Below are 17,911 nucleotides of genomic sequence, written 5' to 3'. Positions count from 1 at the left end.
GAGGTATGCGGTATGACGGCTGCTGCGGCTGTGGAGCCCACGGAGCTTGAAGAACTCATGAAAGCGCAGGCCGAGGCCGCGCACGAGCGCGAGGTTGGGGATGCGACTCGCCCCACGGCAGAGGATCTTGCCGCCTCGCCGACGCGCATCGACGTCGAGGGCCTCGACCTGTTCTATGGCGACCATCATGCGCTCAAGGACGTGAATATCAAGATCCGCGACAAGCAGATCACCTCGTTTATCGGGCCTTCGGGCTGCGGAAAGTCCACGTTGCTGCGCTGCTTTAACCGCATGAACGACGGCATCAAGGACTGCCGAATCGAGGGCAAGATTGCGCTCGATGGTCAAGATATCCTGGGCGACTACGACATCTGCCGCCTTCGCCAGCGCGTGGGCATGGTGTTCCAGCGCCCCAACCCGTTTCCCATGAGCATCTACGACAACGTCGCGTATGGTCCGCGCGGAATGGGAGTGCGCGATCGCGTCGTGCTCGACGAGCTGGTCGAAGACTCCCTGCGACGCGCCGCCCTGTGGGACGAGGCCAAGGACAAGCTCAAAGAGTCGGGTCTGGGTCTTTCGGGCGGCCAGCAGCAGCGTCTGTGCATCGCCCGCGCACTTGCCGTGCAGCCCGACATTCTGCTGATGGACGAGCCGACCTCGGCACTCGACCCTGTGTCGACGCTGGTGGTGGAGCAGCTGGCCTGCGAGCTCAAAGAGACCTGCACGCTCGTGGTCGTTACGCACAATATGCAGCAGGCGGCGCGTATCTCCGATTCGGTCGCATTCTTTTTGCTGGGTGAGCTGGTGGAGCACGCGCCCACCGCGCAACTCTTCAAGAATCCGACCGATCCGCGCACGGCGGATTATTTGACGGGACGTTTTGGCTGATACCATCTAGAAAAGGTACCTTTAGGGTTAAGATGCGGTCATGCCGGCCGCAAAGGGGTTCAACATGATCTATTACGTCGAGGACGATGACAACATCAGGGATTTGACGGTCTATGCACTGCGCAAGCAGGGGATTGAGGCCGAAGGCTTTTCGTGCGACGGTGAGTTTAAGGCTGCCGTGGCGCGACGGGTACCCGATGCCGTCCTGCTCGACATCATGCTGCCCGATACCGATGGCTTGGCGATTATGCGTCGACTGCGTGCCGATCGCCTGACGGCGACGGTGCCCATCATGATGCTTACCGCCAAGGATACCGAGCTCGACAAGGTGATGGCGCTCGATGGCGGTGCCGACGATTACCTGACTAAGCCGTTTTCGCTCATGGAGCTTGCGAGCCGCTGCCGCGCACTGCTGCGTCGCGGCGGCATGGTCAAGCAGGCGAGCGATGTGCTCAGCGTGGGCGACATCGTGCTCTCGCCCAGCCATCGCGAGGTGACCGTTGCCGGCGAGCCGCTTAAGCTCACCCTGCGCGAGTTCGACCTGCTCGAGTACCTCATGCGCAAGCCCGGCGTGGTCTTTACCCGCGAGTCGTTGCTGCAGAGCGTGTGGGGCTGGGACTTCGACGGCGGTTCGCGCACCGTTGACGTGCACGTGCAGACGCTTCGCCAAAAACTGGGCGAGCATGCCAGCGCCATCGAGACCGTGCGCGGCGTGGGCTACCGCTTGGCCGAGCCTTCTGCCGGTGATGGTGCCGAAGGTGACGACACCGCGGCCACCGCATCGGAGGAGTAACCCGTGGTCTTCGCCCCCCAGGGAAAACATACGCTGTCGCACCGCGTTTTTGTGACGATCTTTGTCTGCGCCATGGCGGTTATCGTGGCGTTTACGGTGCTGGGTGCGTTCTTTGTGCAAAACACCTTGGCGGATGCCACGAGTACCAATCTGGCGCAGGAAACCGAGCTCATTGCTGCCGCTCTCGACGAACAGCAGGAGCCCATCCCGTTCTTGCGTAGCCTTGATCGCGAGGACTTGCGAATCACGCTGATTAACAAGGATGGATCGGTTGCCTACGACAACGAGGCGTCGCCTTCCGCACTGCCCAACCATGGCGATCGCCCCGAGGTCATCGAGGCCTTTGAGAGTGGTTTGGGTTCCGCGGAGCGCGCAAGCTCTACGCTCGACGAGATTATGCTGTATCGCGCCGTCGCCCTTGATAACGGCCAGGTTGTCCGCTTGGCGCAGGCCCAGCCTGGCGTTACGGCGATTTTGCTGTCGATGGTGGCGCCGATGCTGCTTATCGCAGCAGCGGGTGCGGTACTCTCGTTTTTTATGGCGCGCCGCGAGTCCCGTGCCATCATCGCGCCGTTGCAAGAGGTGGATTTGGACCACCCACGCCGTAGCTATGAGCACGCCTATGCCGAGATGGTCCCCATGCTTGAGCGTATCGAGTCGCAGCGCCAGGAACTCAAGCGCCAAATGGCGGTGCTAGCGGACAACGACCGTATGCGCCGCGAGTTCACGGCGAATATCACCCATGAGCTCAAGACGCCGCTTACGGCGATTTCGGGCTATGCCGAGCTCATCGCAAACGGCATGGTCGAGGGCGAGGGCGACCTGCGCAACTTTGGCGGTCGCATCTATCGTGAGGCGGGCCGCTTGGCAGCGCTTGTCAACGACATCCTTACGCTGTCTAACTTGGACGAGGCCGAGCGTGCAACTGAGGGCGAGGCGGTGCCCATTGGTTCCACGGAGCCTATTGAGCTCTCGCGTGCCATCTACGCGGTTGAGCAGCGTCTTGAACAGGTCGCCCGTCAGGCGAATGTGACGATAAGTCATGAGACCAAGCCTGTGGTCATCGAAGGCGTGTCGCGCTTGATTGACGAGCTCATCTATAATCTGGCGAGCAACGCCATCCGCTACAATCGACCCGGCGGTGCGGTTACGCTGCAGTGCGGCACCAACGACGAAGGCCATCCGTTCCTTGCGGTCGCCGACACGGGAATCGGTATCGCGCCTGAAGAACAGGGCAAGGTATTTGAGCGGTTCTATCGCGTGGACAAGAGTAGGTCCAAGGCGCGCGGCGGAACCGGTCTGGGGCTTGCAATTGTCAAGCATGCGGCCCTGTATCATCACGCCACGCTCGATCTGTCGAGCGAGTTGGGCGTGGGAACCACCATTACGGTGACGTTTCCCATACGGCAGGACGAGCCATTCGCATAGCGATACAACATAGATATTGATGCAGACGCCGCATTTGACTTTCGGGTGCGGCGTTGTTGTGCAATTTTACGATTGCTTCCGACATTTTTACAGGAGAGCCTGTTTCTTATGTATAGAGTTTGGTTTCGGTAAAAAGATGCGATAACATACGGACAGTTTTGTCAATCCGAACTGGGGAAATGAAAGGCAAGCTGCATGACCCTTCTCGAACTGTTCCAGCTGCTGAAGAAGCACCTTCAGCTGGTCATCACCCTTCCGGTGGTCTGCGCGATCGCCATGGGCATCGTGTCCTTCGTTGCGATGGACAACACCTATACCGCGACGACGAGCATGTACATTCTCGCCAAGACCGACGATAGCGGTCAGATGAGCTACAACGATCTCTCGGCGAGTCAGATGCTTTCCAACGATATCGCCACGCTGCTGGATAGCGATAGCGTTAAGAGCGGCGCAGCCAATGAACTGGGCCTCACTGATCTGGATGACTACAAGGTGTCTGTTTCCTCCGAGACCACCACGCGTGTCATTACGCTTTCGGTTACCGGCACCGATGCCAAGGAGACGGCTAAGGTCGCAAAGGCCATGGCCAGCTCGGTGAGTACGGTCGCTCAGAACGTCGGCGCTGCCCAGAGCATCAACGTTATCGACGAGGCTAAGACCCCCGAAGCCCCCAGCGGCCCCAAGCGCACGCTGTATATTGCCGTCGCGTTCCTCGCCGGTATCTTTATCGCAGTCGCCTATGTCGTTTTGGCAGACATGCTCAATACCCGCATCCGCGGTGCCGAAGAGGCAGAAGAGCTCCTGGGCATTCCCGTTGTTGGCCGAATTCCGGCTATGAAAGGTGGTAAATAGGCATGGCTAAGGCAAAGAACACCGACAAGCTCGTTGTACAGAATGCCGCCAAGACCCTTCTGGCCAACATCCGCTTTGCGAGCGTGGACGACCCCATCCGCACCATCACCGTTACCTCCTCGATTCCCAACGAGGGCAAGTCTACGGTTTCCATTAACCTTGCTCAGGCAATCGCCACGAGCGGCAAGTCCGTGCTTCTGGTCGAGGCCGATATGCGCCGCAGGTCCCTTTCCGATATGCTCGGCGTTCGTTCGCGCGGCGGACTCTATGCGGTCCTTTCCGAGCAGATCTCCATTGACCAGGCAATTGTCGAGACGGGTCAGAAGAACTTCTACTTCCTCGATGCCGAGCCGCATATTCCCAATCCTGCCGACATCATCGTCTCTCACCGCTTTGCCAAGCTGGTAAAGGCGCTGTCCGCCAAGTTCCAGTACGTCATCTTTGATGCTCCCCCGGTCGGCACCTTCATCGATGCTGCCGAGATTGCCAGCCTGACCGACGGCACGCTGTTCGTGGTGCGTGAGGATTTCACCAAGCGCGAGGAGGCGCTCAACGCCATCGGTCAGCTTAAAAAGTCCGAGAAGGTCAAGCTCATCGGTACCGTTATGAACTACTGCGAGACCGAGACCAGCGAGTACTACTACTCCTACTACACCAAGGACGGTAAGAAGGTGAAGAAGGGCTCCGACGATCAGGGGACTTCCAAAAAGGGCATCTTCACCAACCGAGCAAACGTTTAGTTGATTAAGGCTGACCTATGCGTGACATTCATTGCCATATCTTGCCGGGTGTAGACGACGGCGCCGCCGATCTCGATGAGAGCTTGGCGATGCTCGAGGCTGCCAAGCGGGCTGGTGTAACCAGAATTGTTTGCACTCCTCACTGCCGTGATCCCTATTTTGATTACGACAAGATGTGGGATGCCTTTGAGCTGCTGCGCGATAACGCTGACGGTTTTCCGCTCCAGATGGGCTTCGAGGTCAACCATCGAAAGCTCGTTGAGCTTGGTATCGATGCCGCGGAGCACTTGCATTTCGATGGGACCAACGAGTTTCTGCTCGAGCTTTCGACGCATGCCGATGCGTATGCGTTTAGAGAGTACGAGAACACGATTTACGATTTGCAGTGCCGTGGCTACCAGGTGATCATCGCTCATCCTGAGCGCTATCGTGCGGTTCAAAAGGATGTAAGCGTGGCGGAGCGCCTGGTCGATATGGGCTGCAAGCTGCAGGCTTCGGCGGACTTTATTGCCGGCGGTCGCTTTGGTCGCGAGAAAAAGCCGGCACAGCGCCTGTTCGATCAGAACCTGTACAGCTTCATCGCGAGCGATGCCCATAACGTGGGTCATTACGATTGCCTGGCGAAGGCTCGCGCGAAGTTTAGCGTGCGCGGAGCTCATTTTCGCTAAAATCTGTCCCTAACGTTCGCACTGAATGAAAGGGCAGCCATGGATATCCAACTTAAGACGGGATGCTTTGATGACGCGGCGTTGGTGCGCCGCGTCATTTTTATGGACGAGCAGGGCTACGAGAATGAGTTCGACGCTATCGACGAGGATCCGAACTGCATTCATGTGACGCTCTATGTAGACGGCGAGCTTGCCGGTTGCTCGCGCGTGTTTCCCGAAGAGCTTGAGCACGCGGCTGACGCAGAGGCTCCGGTGTCGCCGGCGTGCGACTTGGACGAAGGTGTCGCGGCGGGGGAGACCTACATTATGGGGCGCGTGGCCGTGCTGCCGAGCATGCGCCGTCGCGGTTTGGCGAGCAAGATTGTCGAGGCCAGTGATACGTGCGCGCGTGCTGCCGGCGCCAAGCTCATTAAGCTGCATGCTCAGGAATACGTGCTGCCGCTCTATGCCAAGGCGGGCTACACGCAGATTGCCCCGGTGGACTACGAAGACGAGGGCCAGCCTCATGCCTGGATGGCCAAGCGCGTAGATGGCAGATAGGAACGTTCCTTTCCTGCCGGCAGTTGGGGACACTCCTTGGCAATTGGCGCATCAGAGCGCTCGGACATACAGTTTTTCGATTCCGTATGTATATATGCGCGTTAATGGGTTATAAAATCTAAGCCTGAACATAGCAGGTCTGCGATGCGGCTCGGGCGACCGAGCCGTTTTTGCGGACAGGGGTAGCGCGAAAGGACTGCACATGCGTCAATTTAAGACCGAGAGCAAAAAACTGCTCGACCTCATGATCAACTCCATCTACACCAATAAAGAAATCTTCCTGCGCGAGCTTATCTCTAACGCGAGCGACGCCGTCGACAAGCTCAACTTTAAGAGCCTGCAGGACCCGAGCGTCAAGATCGACCAGGGCGACCTGGCCATTCGCGTCTCCTTTGATAAAGACGCCCGCACCATTACCATCTCGGATAACGGCATTGGCATGACCGCCGAGGAGCTGGAGCGCAATCTGGGCACCATCGCCCATTCCGGCTCCGAGGAGTTTAAGACCGAGAACGCCGAGCAGCAGGGCTCCGATGTCGACATCATCGGTCAGTTTGGCGTGGGCTTCTACTCGGCTTTTATGGTCGCCAGCCATGTGAAGGTCGTCAGCCGCGCCTACGGCGAGGATGTCGCCCATGTGTGGGAATCCGACGGTCTTGAGGGCTACACCATCGAGGACGGCGAGCGCGCCGAGCACGGTACCGATGTCATCCTGACGCTGCGCGAGAACGAGAAGCTCGATGCCGACGGCGAGGCCGAGACCTACGATCGCTTCCTGACCGAGTGGGGTCTCAAGAGCCTGATTCAGCAGTACAGTAACTATGTGCGTTACCCGATCCAGATGATGGTGTCCAAGAGCCGCCAGAAACCCAAGCCCGAGGACGCCGGCGACGATTACAAGCCCGAGTACGAGGACTACCAGGAGCTCGAGACCGTCAATTCCATGACACCGATCTGGAAGAAGCACAGCTCCGATGTCGAGCAGAAGGACTACGACGAGTTCTACAAGTCCACGTTCCACGACTTTGACGATCCTGCGCGCACCATCAGCTTCCACGCCGAGGGCACGCTCGAGTATGACGCCCTGCTGTTTGTGCCGGGACGCGCGCCGTTCGATCTGTACAGCAAGGACTACGAGAAGGGTCTGGCGCTCTACAGCTCCAACGTCCTGATCATGGAGAAGTGCGACGACCTGCTGCCCGACTACTACAACTTTGTCCGCGGCGTCGTGGATTCCGCCGACGTGTCGCTCAACATCTCGCGCGAGACGCTGCAGCAGAACCGTCAGCTCAAGGCCATCGCCAAGCGTGTGGAAAAGAAGATTACCGCCGACCTTGAGGATATGCGTGACAACGACCGCGAGGCCTACGAGAAGTTCTTTGAGAACTTTGGCCGCGGTCTTAAGTACGGCATCTACTCGAGCTATGGCATGAAGGCCGATGAGCTCGCCGACCTGTTGCTGTTCTGGTCTGCCAAGGAACAGAAGATGATTACCCTGGCCGAGTATGCCAAGGGCATGCCTGAGGATCAGAAGGCCATCTACTACGCCGCCGGCGACTCGCGTGAGCGCTTGGCCAAGATGCCCGTGGTAAAGGGCGTGCTCGACCGCGGCTATGACGTGCTGCTGCTGACGCAGGATGTGGATGAGTTCACGTTCCAGGCTATGCGTGAGTACGTTGCCGCCGATATGCCCAAGATCTACGAGGACGATGCTGCCCGCGAGGCTGCCGAGAAGGCTGTGGCCGACGGTGCCGAGCCCGAGGTCGAGGATCGTCATCTAGAGCTCAAGAACGTTGCGACCGGTGATCTTGACCTGGCGACCGAGGACGAGAAGAAGGAGGCCGAGGACGCCACCAAGGAGAACGAGGACCTCTTTAGCGCTATGAAGGAGGCGCTCGGTGACAAGGTCGAGAAAGTCGCCGTCTCCGCGCGCCTGACCGATGCCCCCGCTTGTATCACCACCGAGGGCCCACTTTCGCTCGAGATGGAGAAGGTGCTCCAGAAGGGACCCGAGGGCGCGCCCGACGGCATGCCCAAGAGCCAACGCGTGCTCGAGCTCAACGCCAAGCACCCGGTCTTTGACAAGCTTGTCGCTGCCCAGAAGGCAGGCGACGCCGACAAGATCAAGCAGTACTCCGGTCTGCTCTATGACCAGGCTCTGCTGGTCGAGGGCATCCTCCCCGAGGACCCCGTAGCCTTCGCAGCCGCCATTTGTGAACTTATGTAATTGGTTCCGCCGTTCTAACGAACGGCGGACCGGTCGACGCTGCGCGGGCGCCAGAGCGACAACTTGTCATTCAAAGAGGACGGCATGACCAGAAGGTCTATGCCGTCCTCTTTTCATGCCAATTTGTTCGCTCTGGCGCCCGCTCGCTGGCATTGCTAAAACATCGATGTTACCGTGGTCCAAACTAGTCGTTGGGGGCGTTCTTGTTTGACCAGTCGTTTAAGAACGTCCCCGATGACTATTTGAATTGCTAATTTGTGCGGGTTGTGGTTTTGTGACCTGCTGAAATTAAAGATACTGTACAACTGTACGTTAATTCGTCTTCGTAGTATATTGCTACCCGCAAAACTCAATACCATTGTGCTCTGAGACGCTAAAGCGCTTACGTACAATGGTTATCGATAGTACGATTCGATTCAACGACAGGATGGATGGTCCAAGCGTGAGTCTCGGCAGCAAACTATCCAATGCAAAGGTCTCCTTTGCGATATTTAAGCGCGACATTAAGCGACTGCTTGTGAACCCCGTCGCCTTGGTGGTTACCCTTGGCGTGTGCGTTATTCCCTCGCTGTATGCCTGGTACAACATCGTGGCCAACTGGGATCCGTACGGAAACACCCAGGGCATCAAGATTGCCATCGCCAACAACGATCGGGGCACCCAAAACGACCTGGTGGGCGAGCTCAACGCGGGCGATCAGGTCGTCGATCAGCTCAAGGAGAACGATCAGCTGGGCTGGACCTTCGTCGATTCTGCGGCCGATGCCAAAGAGGGCGTCGAGAGCGGTGAGTACTATGCGGCCATCGTAGTCCCCAAGAACTTCTCGGATAACCTGGTTTCGATGCTCGACGGCAACTACCATCAGCCCAAGCTTACGTACTACGTCAATGAGAAGAAGAGCGCTATTGCGCCCAAGGTTACCGACACCGGTGCAAACACCATCGAGGAGCAGATCAACTCGGAATTTGTCTCCACGGTGGGCGAGACCGTTGCCAGTATTGCCAAGGATGCCGGAGTCGATTTAAAGGACAAGGCAACCCAGACTCAGGATTCGTTGGCCGGTTCGGTATCAGAGGCTTCCGATACGTTGGGCGAAGTGCGTGATTCGATTGGCGACATGAATGCCGCCATCGATAAGACGAGTGGTTCCATTGCCTCGGCAGATGCGGCACTTGCCGGTCTGCAGGGTCAGGCGCCGTCGCTGACGCAGGCGATCTCCCAGGGCAATGACCTGCTGGGCGAGGCTCGCGCCACGGCGGGCAACTCTGTCGCCTTGCTCTCCAAGGCGCTCTCGGAAGGCAGCCTTGCGCTCACCAAGACGTCAGCCTCCGCAAACGCTGCGATTGGCAAGCTGACGGGCACGGTCGCATCTACGACTACCCGTATCGACAACTCGCTTGAGTCTCTCCAAGCGACGATCGACCACAATAAGGCCGTTATCGGGCACTTGGAAATTCTCGTCAATGACACGTCGACAGGTTCCAAGGAAATTGACGCGCGCATTGTATCGATCATCGATTTGCTCCGCGAGCAGAATGAAAAGCTTCAGAGCATCAAGGACGGTCTGTCTGCGCAGTCGAGCGCCATGGCGAATGACGCTGCGGCTGTCTCGGGTGCCAGCGACGCTATCAATAATGCAATTCAGACCGGTGCGACCAACCTTGGCCAGGCTCAGACGGACCTGGGTCAAAACGCGCTGCCGAAGGTCTCGAGCGCACTTGATTCGTTTGCCGCCGTCTCGGGTGATCTGACGGGAATCGTGTCTGGCCTCACGCCTACTATTGCAAGTGCGCGCGGTACACTTTCGCAACTCAACGCCACGCTCGGTCAGGCCAAGACCACGCTGTCCCAGACCGATGCCTCGCTTGCCAAGGTCCAGGACAAGCTCGCAACCGCCGCCAACGACATCGCGGCGCTACAGACCTCCGAGTCCATGGGCGAGCTGGCCGGCCTGATGGGCGTCGACGTCGATGATGTTGCAGACTTCATGGCATCTCCGGTCGAGCTGACCTCAAAGTCAATTTACCCGGTCAAGAGCTTTGGTTCGGGCATTGCCCCGTTCTATACCAATCTGGCGCTGTGGGTGGGCGGCTACGTGCTTATCGCCATCTACAAGCTCGAGGTCGACCGCGAAGGCATCGGCAGCTTTACCGCGCGTCAGGGCTACTTTGGCCGCTGGTTGCTCCTGGTGATCCTGGGCGCGTTGCAGGCCATCATCGTTACGGTAGGCGATCTGGTGATCGGCGTGCAGTGCGTCAGCCCGCTGCTGTTCGTGCTGGGCGGCATCGCCATCTCGTTCACCTACGTCAATATCATCTATGCGCTGTCCACCACGTTTAAGCATATCGGCAAGGCTATCGGCGTCATTCTGGTTATCGTGCAGATCCCGGGTTCGTCGGGCATGTACCCCATCGAGATGATGCCAGGCTTCTTCCAGTGGCTGCACCCGCTGCTGCCCTTTACCTACGGCATCAATCTGCTGCGCGAGACGGTCGGCGGCATGTATTCGTTCAACTACCTGTTTAACCTGTGCATTCTGGGCGTGTTCTTGATCGTGGCGCTCTTTATCGGCCTGCAGCTGCGTCCGCTGCTGCTCAACCTTAACCTGCTCTTTGATAAACAGCTCTCCACGACCGGTATGATGATTTGCGAGTCCAACGACCTGCCGCGCCAGCGCTACTCGCTGCGCACGGCCATGCGCGTCATGCTCGATTCCGATTCGTACCGTCGCGAACTGCTCGATCATGCGGTCGCCTTTGAACATCGCTACCCGTACTACATCAAGGGCGGTTTTGCCGCCGTGGTGGGCGTTCAGGTCCTGCTCTTTGTCCTGTCGACGGTTCTCGATATCGACAATAACGGCAAGATCATCCTGCTTGTCATTTGGATCATCTCGGTTATTGCCATCTGCGGCTGGCTGATCAATATCGAATATATCCGAGCGAGCCTCAATACCCAGATGCGCATCTCGGCGCTTTCGGATGAGGACCTGCGTCGCGAGATGCGCGAACACACGGCCGCCATTCCTGCCGCCCGCCACATGTTTGGCCTCAACGCCAGCGAGCGTGGTGCCAAGGGCGGCGATCAGTCCACGGGTCGCTTGCCGCATATCGGCTCGCACCATAAATCTCAGGGCAGCGACAGCACAGCCACAAATGATGGAGATACCACCGCGCTTGGCAAGCACTCCAAAGGAGGTGAGGCATAAATGAAGAACATCCTGCATCTGTTTAAGCGCGATGTCCAAAACGTGTCTCGCTCCGTGATCGGCTTGGTTGTCGTGATGGGCCTCATTATCGTACCGTGTCTGTACGCGTGGTTTAACATCGCCGGCAGCTGGGATCCGTACGGCAACACCGGCAATCTTAAGATCGCCGTGGTCAACACCGATGAGGGTTACGAGAGCGATTTGATCCCCGTCGAGGTTAACGTGGGCGAAAACGTGACCGCCACCCTACGCGGCAACGAGAGCTTCGATTGGGTTGTGCTCAACAATCGCGAAAAGGCTATCGAGGGCGTTAAGTCGGGCGCGTACTATGCTGCCGTCGTTATCCCCAAAACGTTTAGCGCTGACATGATGACGCTTTTCTCGACCGACGTGAAGCATGCCGATATCGAGTTCTACGAGAATCAGAAGGCCAACGCCATTGCGCAGATCGTGACCGAGAAGGGTTCGAGCGCCGTCCAGAGCCAGGTTAACAAAACTTTTACCGAGACCATTACGACGATCGGTCTTAAGACGGTGTCCAGCCTGCTCGATTACATGAGCACCGACCAGGTGGGTAACTTTATCGCCAACCTGTCCTCGACGCTCGGCGATTCGATTGAGGACCTGCAGGACGTTCAGGCCAGCGCAACGTCGCTTGCGGGCATTTTGAGCTCAACGTCCGATTCACTGACATCGGCGGGCGGTATGCTCAAACAGACGGGCGCGGTCGATGAGTCGACTAAGCAGCTGATGGAGCATGCCAAGAGCGGTATGAGCGATTCCAAGGAAGCGCTGAAGGACGCCAACGACGCCATCAACGCCGCGATTGACGGAAGCGCGGGCTCGTTTGACAACGTGTCCGCCGAGCTTGCGAAGGCATTCGATGCCGCGAATCAACATGTCGACCTTACGGTGTCCCAACTCAACGATGCCGCGGCGGCGCTCAACACGCGTGCCGACGATATCGACGCCACTGCTGACCAGCTCCGCAGCTTTGCCGATCAGGTGACTGACGAAAAGCTTCAGGACAGCCTCAAGTCTGTGGCAACATCGCTGAGCAGGATCGCGGTGGAGTATCGCAATAACGCCAAGGACCTGACGGCAACCGCAAAGTCCCTTTCTGACGGCATGGCAGAAGTTAACAAGTCGCGTGCCGAGGTCGATCAGGCAATCGCGGATGCCAAGGCCGGCATCGCGGGTTCCAAGTCCGACTACGATTCCACGTTTTCGGTTAAGGCCAAGGAACTCAAGAAGACCGTCTCGGGGGTTCTGAATTCACTGAACAGCATCTCGGACGACCTGGATAGCGCCGTAGACGGCCTGACCGACGCATCTGGTTCGCTGGCAAAGGGCCTCTCTAAGGCCGCAAAGCTGGTCAACAAGGCTTCCGATCAGCTGGGAAAGGCATCGGACAAGATCAGCGCGTTTAAGGACGAGCTTGACGGTGCCCTTATGTCGGACGATCTGGCCACGATCAAGACAATGATCGGCAACGACCCCGAGGGTTTGGCCGCGTCGCTTTCCGGCCCCGTCGCACTCGACCGCAAGCCGGTCTACCCGATTCGCAATTACGGCTCTGCCATGGCGCCGTTCTATACCATCCTGTCGCTGTGGGTGGGCTCGATCGTGCTGGCGGCCATGATGAAGGTGTCGGTTGACGATGAGCTCATCAACGAGCTCATCCCCGTGCGCCTGCACGAGATCTACCTGGGCCGCTACCTGTTCTTTGGCGGTCTGGCACTGCTGCAGGCAACGCTCGTGTGCGCGGGCGACATCCTGTTCTTTGGCATCCAGTGCGACAACCCGTTGCAGTTTGTACTGGCGGGCTGGGTCGCGAGCCTCGTGTTCTCCAATATCGTCTACACGCTTACGGTGTCGTTTGGCGATATCGGTAAGGCACTCGCTGTCGTGCTGTTGGTTATGCAGGTCGGTGGTTCGGGCGGCACGTTCCCCATCGAGATGACCGGCCCCGTGTTCCAGGCGATCTATCCGTTCCTGCCGTTCACCCACGGCATCAACGCCATGCATGCCGCCATGGCCGGTGCCTACCATATGGAGTACTGGATTGAGCTGGGCATTCTGGCGAGTTATCTGATTCCGTCGCTGGCCTTGGGTGTGGTCTTCCGCCGCCCAGTCATCAAAGCCAACGACTGGATCATCGAAAAGCTTGAGAGTACTAAATTAATCTAGCGCAACAATGTAAACGCTGATGCTGCGGCAATGTCAGCGAGCGAGCCGCATTTGCGCCAAGGTGACGTGAAATGAAAGGGCGCTGACCTTCTGGTCGCGCCCTTGAAATTGAACGTCAGATTGGTGTGAATGCGGCTCGCGCAGCGTCGGCCGTTCCGCCGTTCGGTAGAACGGCGGAACAAGATGCTTTAGCGTAGTGAATTGCGCGGGCTGCTTGGTTGTTGCTACAGTAGCGGGGCGTGCCGGGGGTCCGGCGCGTCCCGTTTTTATTTGACCATGAGGCGGCACGCAGCCATACGCGTGCGGACACCACGCCCAGTTTGAGTGTGAGGATGTTCCATGGCCCAATACGCTGCCAACGAAATCGAAAACATGCCCGATAGCCCTGTTGCTCGCGAGGACCTGGGCGCGGGCGGCACCTCCCGTGGTGCTGGTGCTCGTTCGCCGTTGTTCTGGAAAGTTCTACTGCTTTCGGTGGCGATTATCTGGGGCTACTCCTTTACCACTATGAAGGACGCGCTCGACACCATTCCAGTGTTCGAACTGCTCTATATTCGTTTTCTTCCCGCAGCGCTGGTCATGCTTGTTATCTTTCGCAAGCGCATCGCCGCCCACCTTAACGCTCGCAATCTGATTGTTGGTCTGAGCATGGGCGCGCTCATGTGGGCAGCCTATGCCTTGCAGACGGTCGGTCTGGCTCAGACCACGGCGGGTAAGAACGCTTTTTTGACGGGCACCTATTGCATTCTGGTCCCGTTCGCGAGCTATTTCCTAAGCGGCGAAAAGCTCACTCGTTACAACTTAGGTGCCGCATTGCTCTGCCTGGCGGGCATTGGCCTGGTGGCGCTCGATAGTGTCGAGTTCAACATCGGTGATGCCATCACGCTGGGCGGTGCGGTTTTCTTTGCCATTCAGATGTCGGTGACGGCCAAGTATGGCCGAAAGATGGATATCAACGTCATTACGTTTTGGATGTTTGTGGGCAATGGCGTCTTGAGCCTTATCTCGTCGCTGTTGTTCGAGACCCAAGCGCCCGCGTCCGTGTGGACGCCGAGCTTTATCGGCGTGATGACCTTTCTCTCGGTGGGCTGCACGTGCGTGGCGCTGCTCATCCAAAACGTCGGCTTGGCGCACGTCCCGGCCTCGACGGGCTCATTGCTCCTATCGATGGAGTCCCCTTCGGGCGTGTTGTTTTCGGTGCTGCTGATGGGGGAGGCGCTCACCTCGCGTCTGCTTGCCGGCTTCGTCCTCATCTTCTTGTCGATCATCTTGAGCGAGACACATTTCGATTTTTTGCGCCGAAATAATTGCGCGCAATTGTAAACAACTTGTTGCGCCGCCCTCCTGGGGCGGCGTTTTTTATGTAACGCCCTTACAGTTATGCCTTGCACTTTAGACCATCAAAGTGCTTGCAGCACAAATAATACTGGAGGGCATCTATGGCACCAGCTCTGTCCGATTTTCAACCGCAACCAGCGCCCAAGGCCACCCCGGCAGCGCAAGCCGCTATCGGTGACGGTCTTGTTGCCGAGGCTCAAGCTTTTGCAGACAAGCTTGCTGCGTGGCGCCACGACCTGCACCAGACGCCCGAGTTGGGTAATCGCCTTCCGCAAACCTCTGCGTATATCCAGGCACGTCTGACCGAGATGGGCATCCCGTTTGTCACGCTCGTCGACGGCTCCTGTGTTGTGGGCTTAATCGGTGCCGGTGCGGCCGTGGCGGCCCAGGGCAACGGTACGTGCACGGACGATCAGGCCGGCACGGTCATCATGCTGCGCGGCGACATGGATGCCCTTCCCGTCGCGGAAGAGTCGGGCGAGCCTTTCGCCTCTGTCAACGGCTGCATGCATGCTTGCGGCCACGATATGCATGCGACGGCTCTGCTTGGTGCCGCCCGCCTGCTCAAGGCTCGCGAGGCCGAGCTTGTCGATGCCAATGCCACGGTTAAGCTGCTGTTTCAGCCGGGCGAGGAAACCTTTGAGGGCGCCCGCGCTGCCATTGCCGATGGCCTTCTGCAGAACCCGCGTCCCCAGGCGGCTTTCGTCATGCATGTTAACAGCCAATCGCCGCTCGGCTTGGTGCTCTATGGAAGCCCGGCGCTTTCGGGCGTGTACGGTTTCCGCATTACACTGCAGGGCAAGGGCGGCCATGGCTCGAGCCCCGAGATCTGCATCGACCCCATCACGGCCGGCGTCCATGTGCATCTGGCGCTTCAGGAGCTCATCTCCCGCGAGGTGCCGGCGGCCAAGGAGGTCGCGCTTACCGTTGGCAAGTTCGCTGGCGGTCAGGCGGCAAACGTCATTCCCGACACCTGCGTGCTCGAGGGAACGCTGCGTGGCTTCGATGTCGAGCTCATGGCGCATCTTAAGAGCCGCATTGCCGAGGTCGTCAATGGCGTCGCGGCAACGTATCGTACGCCGGCGACCATCGAGACGCTCTCGGATGTTCCGCCACTCGTACTCGATGACGATATGACCCAGGCATCGCTGGGCTATGTGGGTGCGACATTGCCCAAGGCAGCTTTCCTGCCGTTGTTCCACGCCATGGCGAGCGAGGACTTTGCGCTTATCTCGAGCGAGATCCCGAGCGCGTACTTTACCGTGGGCGCCGCTGTAACCGATACGGATGAGCATTTTGCCCAGCACCATCCCAAGGCGCGCTTTAACGATGCCGAGCTGCCGCTCGGTGCCGCGGCCTATACCGCCGTCGCTTTGGGCTATATCGCCGACCACCGGTAGCACCCAACCTTGCCTTTCAAGCCTGCGGGCATGGCCGTAAGGCCTATGCCCTTGTCTTTCAAGGCAATCTTGGGCACTACCGGCGCCCGGCGCCGGCTATTCGTTTGTTAAATAAGGAGCAGTATGTCCCGGCAACGCAAGTTCTTCCCCGGCTGGCTCGTGGTGGCCTCCGGCTTTGTGATCATGGCCACGTGCTACACGATTTTCGTCAACTGCATGAGCCTGTTCCAGCCGCTGATCGTCAGCGACCTGGGCATTTCCCTTGCGCAGTACAACATCTCCAATGCCATCTCCACCGTGGTGAGCGTTGTGGGTTCGCTTGTGATCGGCCATGTTGCCGATAAAGTAAGCGGCCGCGTTCTGGGCTCCCTCACCGTTATCGCCACCTCTGCCGTGCTTGTCGGCATGAGCTTTGTGGGCGAGCTTTGGCAGGTCTACGTGCTCTTTGCCGTCTCGGGCTGCTTCGCCGTGGCCTCGACCCGCCTGCTCATTAGCCTCGTCACTGCCAACTGGTTTACAGCCAAACGCGGTCTTGCTATCTCCATTGCGCTTTCGGGCTCGGGCTTTGGCGGCGCCATTCTCTCGCCGATCGTGAGCTCGCTAATCGTGAGCGTGGGCTGGCGTTCCGCCTTCTTGGTGCTTGCCGCCGTCTGCATTGTGGCGGCGCTGCCCATCACGGCGTATTCCTTCCGCACCAAACCTTCCGAGATTGGCCTGAAGCCGCTCGGCGAGAACCCGGGCGATCCGTCTGTTTCCACCGCGGGCGATAAGGACGAGCATACGGCCCCCGACGTCAGTGTTGGTTGGTCGCGCATTAAGAAGAGCCCGGCATTCTGGCTGCTCGTCGTGGCATTCCTCTTTATGGGCCTTGTCAATGGCGCCATCCTGCCCAACCAGGTTACGAATATGACGAGCGTCACCGTCAACGGCGCCAAGATCGTCACGGGCGGTCACGACCCTATGTGGGCAGGCACCGTGCTTTCGGCCTATATGGTTACCGTCGTTATCGCCAAGATTTCCCTTGGCGCCATCTATGATCGATTTGGCCTGCGTTTTGGCAATGTGTTGGGGTCCGTTGCGTGCATCGTTGCCTGCGTCGCCCTGTGCTTCCCCGCAACCGACCTCGGCCCCATCGTGGCTGCCATTAGCTTTGGTATCGGAACGTGCATGGGCACCATTACGCCCACGATCGCTGCGTCTAAGCAGTTTGGCATGGCCGACCTGGGTAAGGTCACGGGCACCATTACCTCGCTCGAGATGGTCGGTGGCACCGTGGGCGCCATCGTCTTGGGCGTGCTGTTCGATGCCACGGGCTCCTTTGTGAGCACCTGGATTGTCTGCTTGGCGTGCTCCGCGGTCATGCTCGTGTTCCTGCTGGCATCCGAGCCCATCGCCGCCAAGCTGCGCGCGAGCGTGGCGGGGGAGTAGACGTCCGTCGCTCTTTTCTGTTTGCCCCGTTCTGTTCGTGGCCGCCCTAGAAGCCGAATGGATGCTCGTACCATCATTCGGTTTCCAAGGCGGCCACGGGCCTACGAATGATCCGTTTTCCTCCGTCCCCAACGGATCATGTGATTCGAAGGGGACGGAGGAAAACGGATCAGCTGCCGCGGCGGCGCGTCTGGCCGAACGAGTCCCCATA

General features: G+C 58.6%; 13 protein-coding genes. All 13 read left to right on the top strand.

All coding sequences use genetic code 11. The features are described 5' to 3' along the window. Window positions 1-12: 12 nt before the first annotated feature. The 13 genes from pstB to I2F59_RS08335 all read left to right on the top strand — a co-directional run bounded on the left by pstB (window position 13) and on the right by I2F59_RS08335 (window position 17,700). Window positions 13-888, top strand: coding sequence for a phosphate ABC transporter ATP-binding protein PstB (gene pstB / locus I2F59_RS08395; protein WP_006234803.1), 876 nt, complete (start codon window positions 13-15; stop codon window positions 886-888). A 64-nt stretch (window positions 889-952) separates the two neighbouring features. Further along, a complete protein-coding gene (locus I2F59_RS08390) occupies window positions 953-1,681 on the top strand; it encodes a response regulator transcription factor (protein WP_089572665.1) in 729 nt (242 codons plus the stop codon). Window positions 1,682-1,684: 3 nt separating this feature from the next. Beyond that, window positions 1,685-3,109 (top strand): sensor histidine kinase, encoded by a 1,425-nt coding sequence (locus I2F59_RS08385; protein WP_271739757.1) that lies wholly within the window; start codon window positions 1,685-1,687, stop codon window positions 3,107-3,109. A 195-nt stretch (window positions 3,110-3,304) separates the two neighbouring features. Next, a complete protein-coding gene (locus I2F59_RS08380) occupies window positions 3,305-3,961 on the top strand; it encodes a YveK family protein (protein WP_055309656.1) in 657 nt (218 codons plus the stop codon). 2 nt (window positions 3,962-3,963) lie between these two features. After that, a complete protein-coding gene (locus tag I2F59_RS08375; protein WP_055309657.1) occupies window positions 3,964-4,701 on the top strand; it encodes a CpsD/CapB family tyrosine-protein kinase in 738 nt (245 codons plus the stop codon). Between the two features lie 17 nt (window positions 4,702-4,718). Continuing rightward, window positions 4,719-5,369 (top strand): tyrosine-protein phosphatase, encoded by a 651-nt coding sequence (locus tag I2F59_RS08370; RefSeq protein WP_022094060.1) that lies wholly within the window; start codon window positions 4,719-4,721, stop codon window positions 5,367-5,369. A gap of 39 nt (window positions 5,370-5,408) precedes the next feature. Further along, window positions 5,409-5,909: a GNAT family N-acetyltransferase gene (locus I2F59_RS08365; RefSeq protein ID WP_195503858.1), complete on the top strand. Its 501-nt coding sequence runs from the start codon at window positions 5,409-5,411 to the stop codon at window positions 5,907-5,909. A gap of 202 nt (window positions 5,910-6,111) precedes the next feature. After that, complete coding sequence (gene htpG, locus I2F59_RS08360) at window positions 6,112-8,136, top strand: molecular chaperone HtpG (RefSeq protein ID WP_195503857.1); 2,025 nt, start codon at window positions 6,112-6,114, stop codon at window positions 8,134-8,136. Window positions 8,137-8,578: 442 nt separating this feature from the next. Beyond that, window positions 8,579-11,344 carry a YhgE/Pip domain-containing protein gene (locus I2F59_RS08355; RefSeq protein ID WP_271802656.1) on the top strand — a complete coding sequence of 922 codons (2,766 nt, stop codon included), beginning with the start codon at window positions 8,579-8,581 and terminating at the stop codon, window positions 11,342-11,344. Next, window positions 11,345-13,534 carry a YhgE/Pip domain-containing protein gene (locus I2F59_RS08350; protein WP_195503855.1) on the top strand — a complete coding sequence of 730 codons (2,190 nt, stop codon included), beginning with the start codon at window positions 11,345-11,347 and terminating at the stop codon, window positions 13,532-13,534. Between the two features lie 339 nt (window positions 13,535-13,873). Further along, the gene (locus tag I2F59_RS08345) at window positions 13,874-14,857 is read left to right on the top strand and encodes a DMT family transporter (RefSeq protein ID WP_195503854.1); all 984 of its coding nucleotides are present in this window, start codon (window positions 13,874-13,876) and stop codon (window positions 14,855-14,857) included. Window positions 14,858-14,973: 116 nt separating this feature from the next. Further along, window positions 14,974-16,272 (top strand): M20 family metallopeptidase, encoded by a 1,299-nt coding sequence (locus I2F59_RS08340; protein WP_195503853.1) that lies wholly within the window; start codon window positions 14,974-14,976, stop codon window positions 16,270-16,272. 123 nt (window positions 16,273-16,395) lie between these two features. Beyond that, entirely contained in the window at window positions 16,396-17,700 is a 1,305-nt protein-coding gene (locus tag I2F59_RS08335; protein ID WP_195503852.1) for an MFS transporter, read from the top strand. Window positions 17,701-17,911: the final 211 nt, after the last annotated feature.

Origin of the sequence: Collinsella aerofaciens, from assembly GCF_015556945.1 — a bacterium.
Taxonomy (GTDB): domain Bacteria; phylum Actinomycetota; class Coriobacteriia; order Coriobacteriales; family Coriobacteriaceae; genus Collinsella; species Collinsella aerofaciens_AO.
The sequence above is the reverse complement of the archived record's forward strand: the minus strand, read 5'-3'. Positions and strand labels throughout refer to the sequence as shown.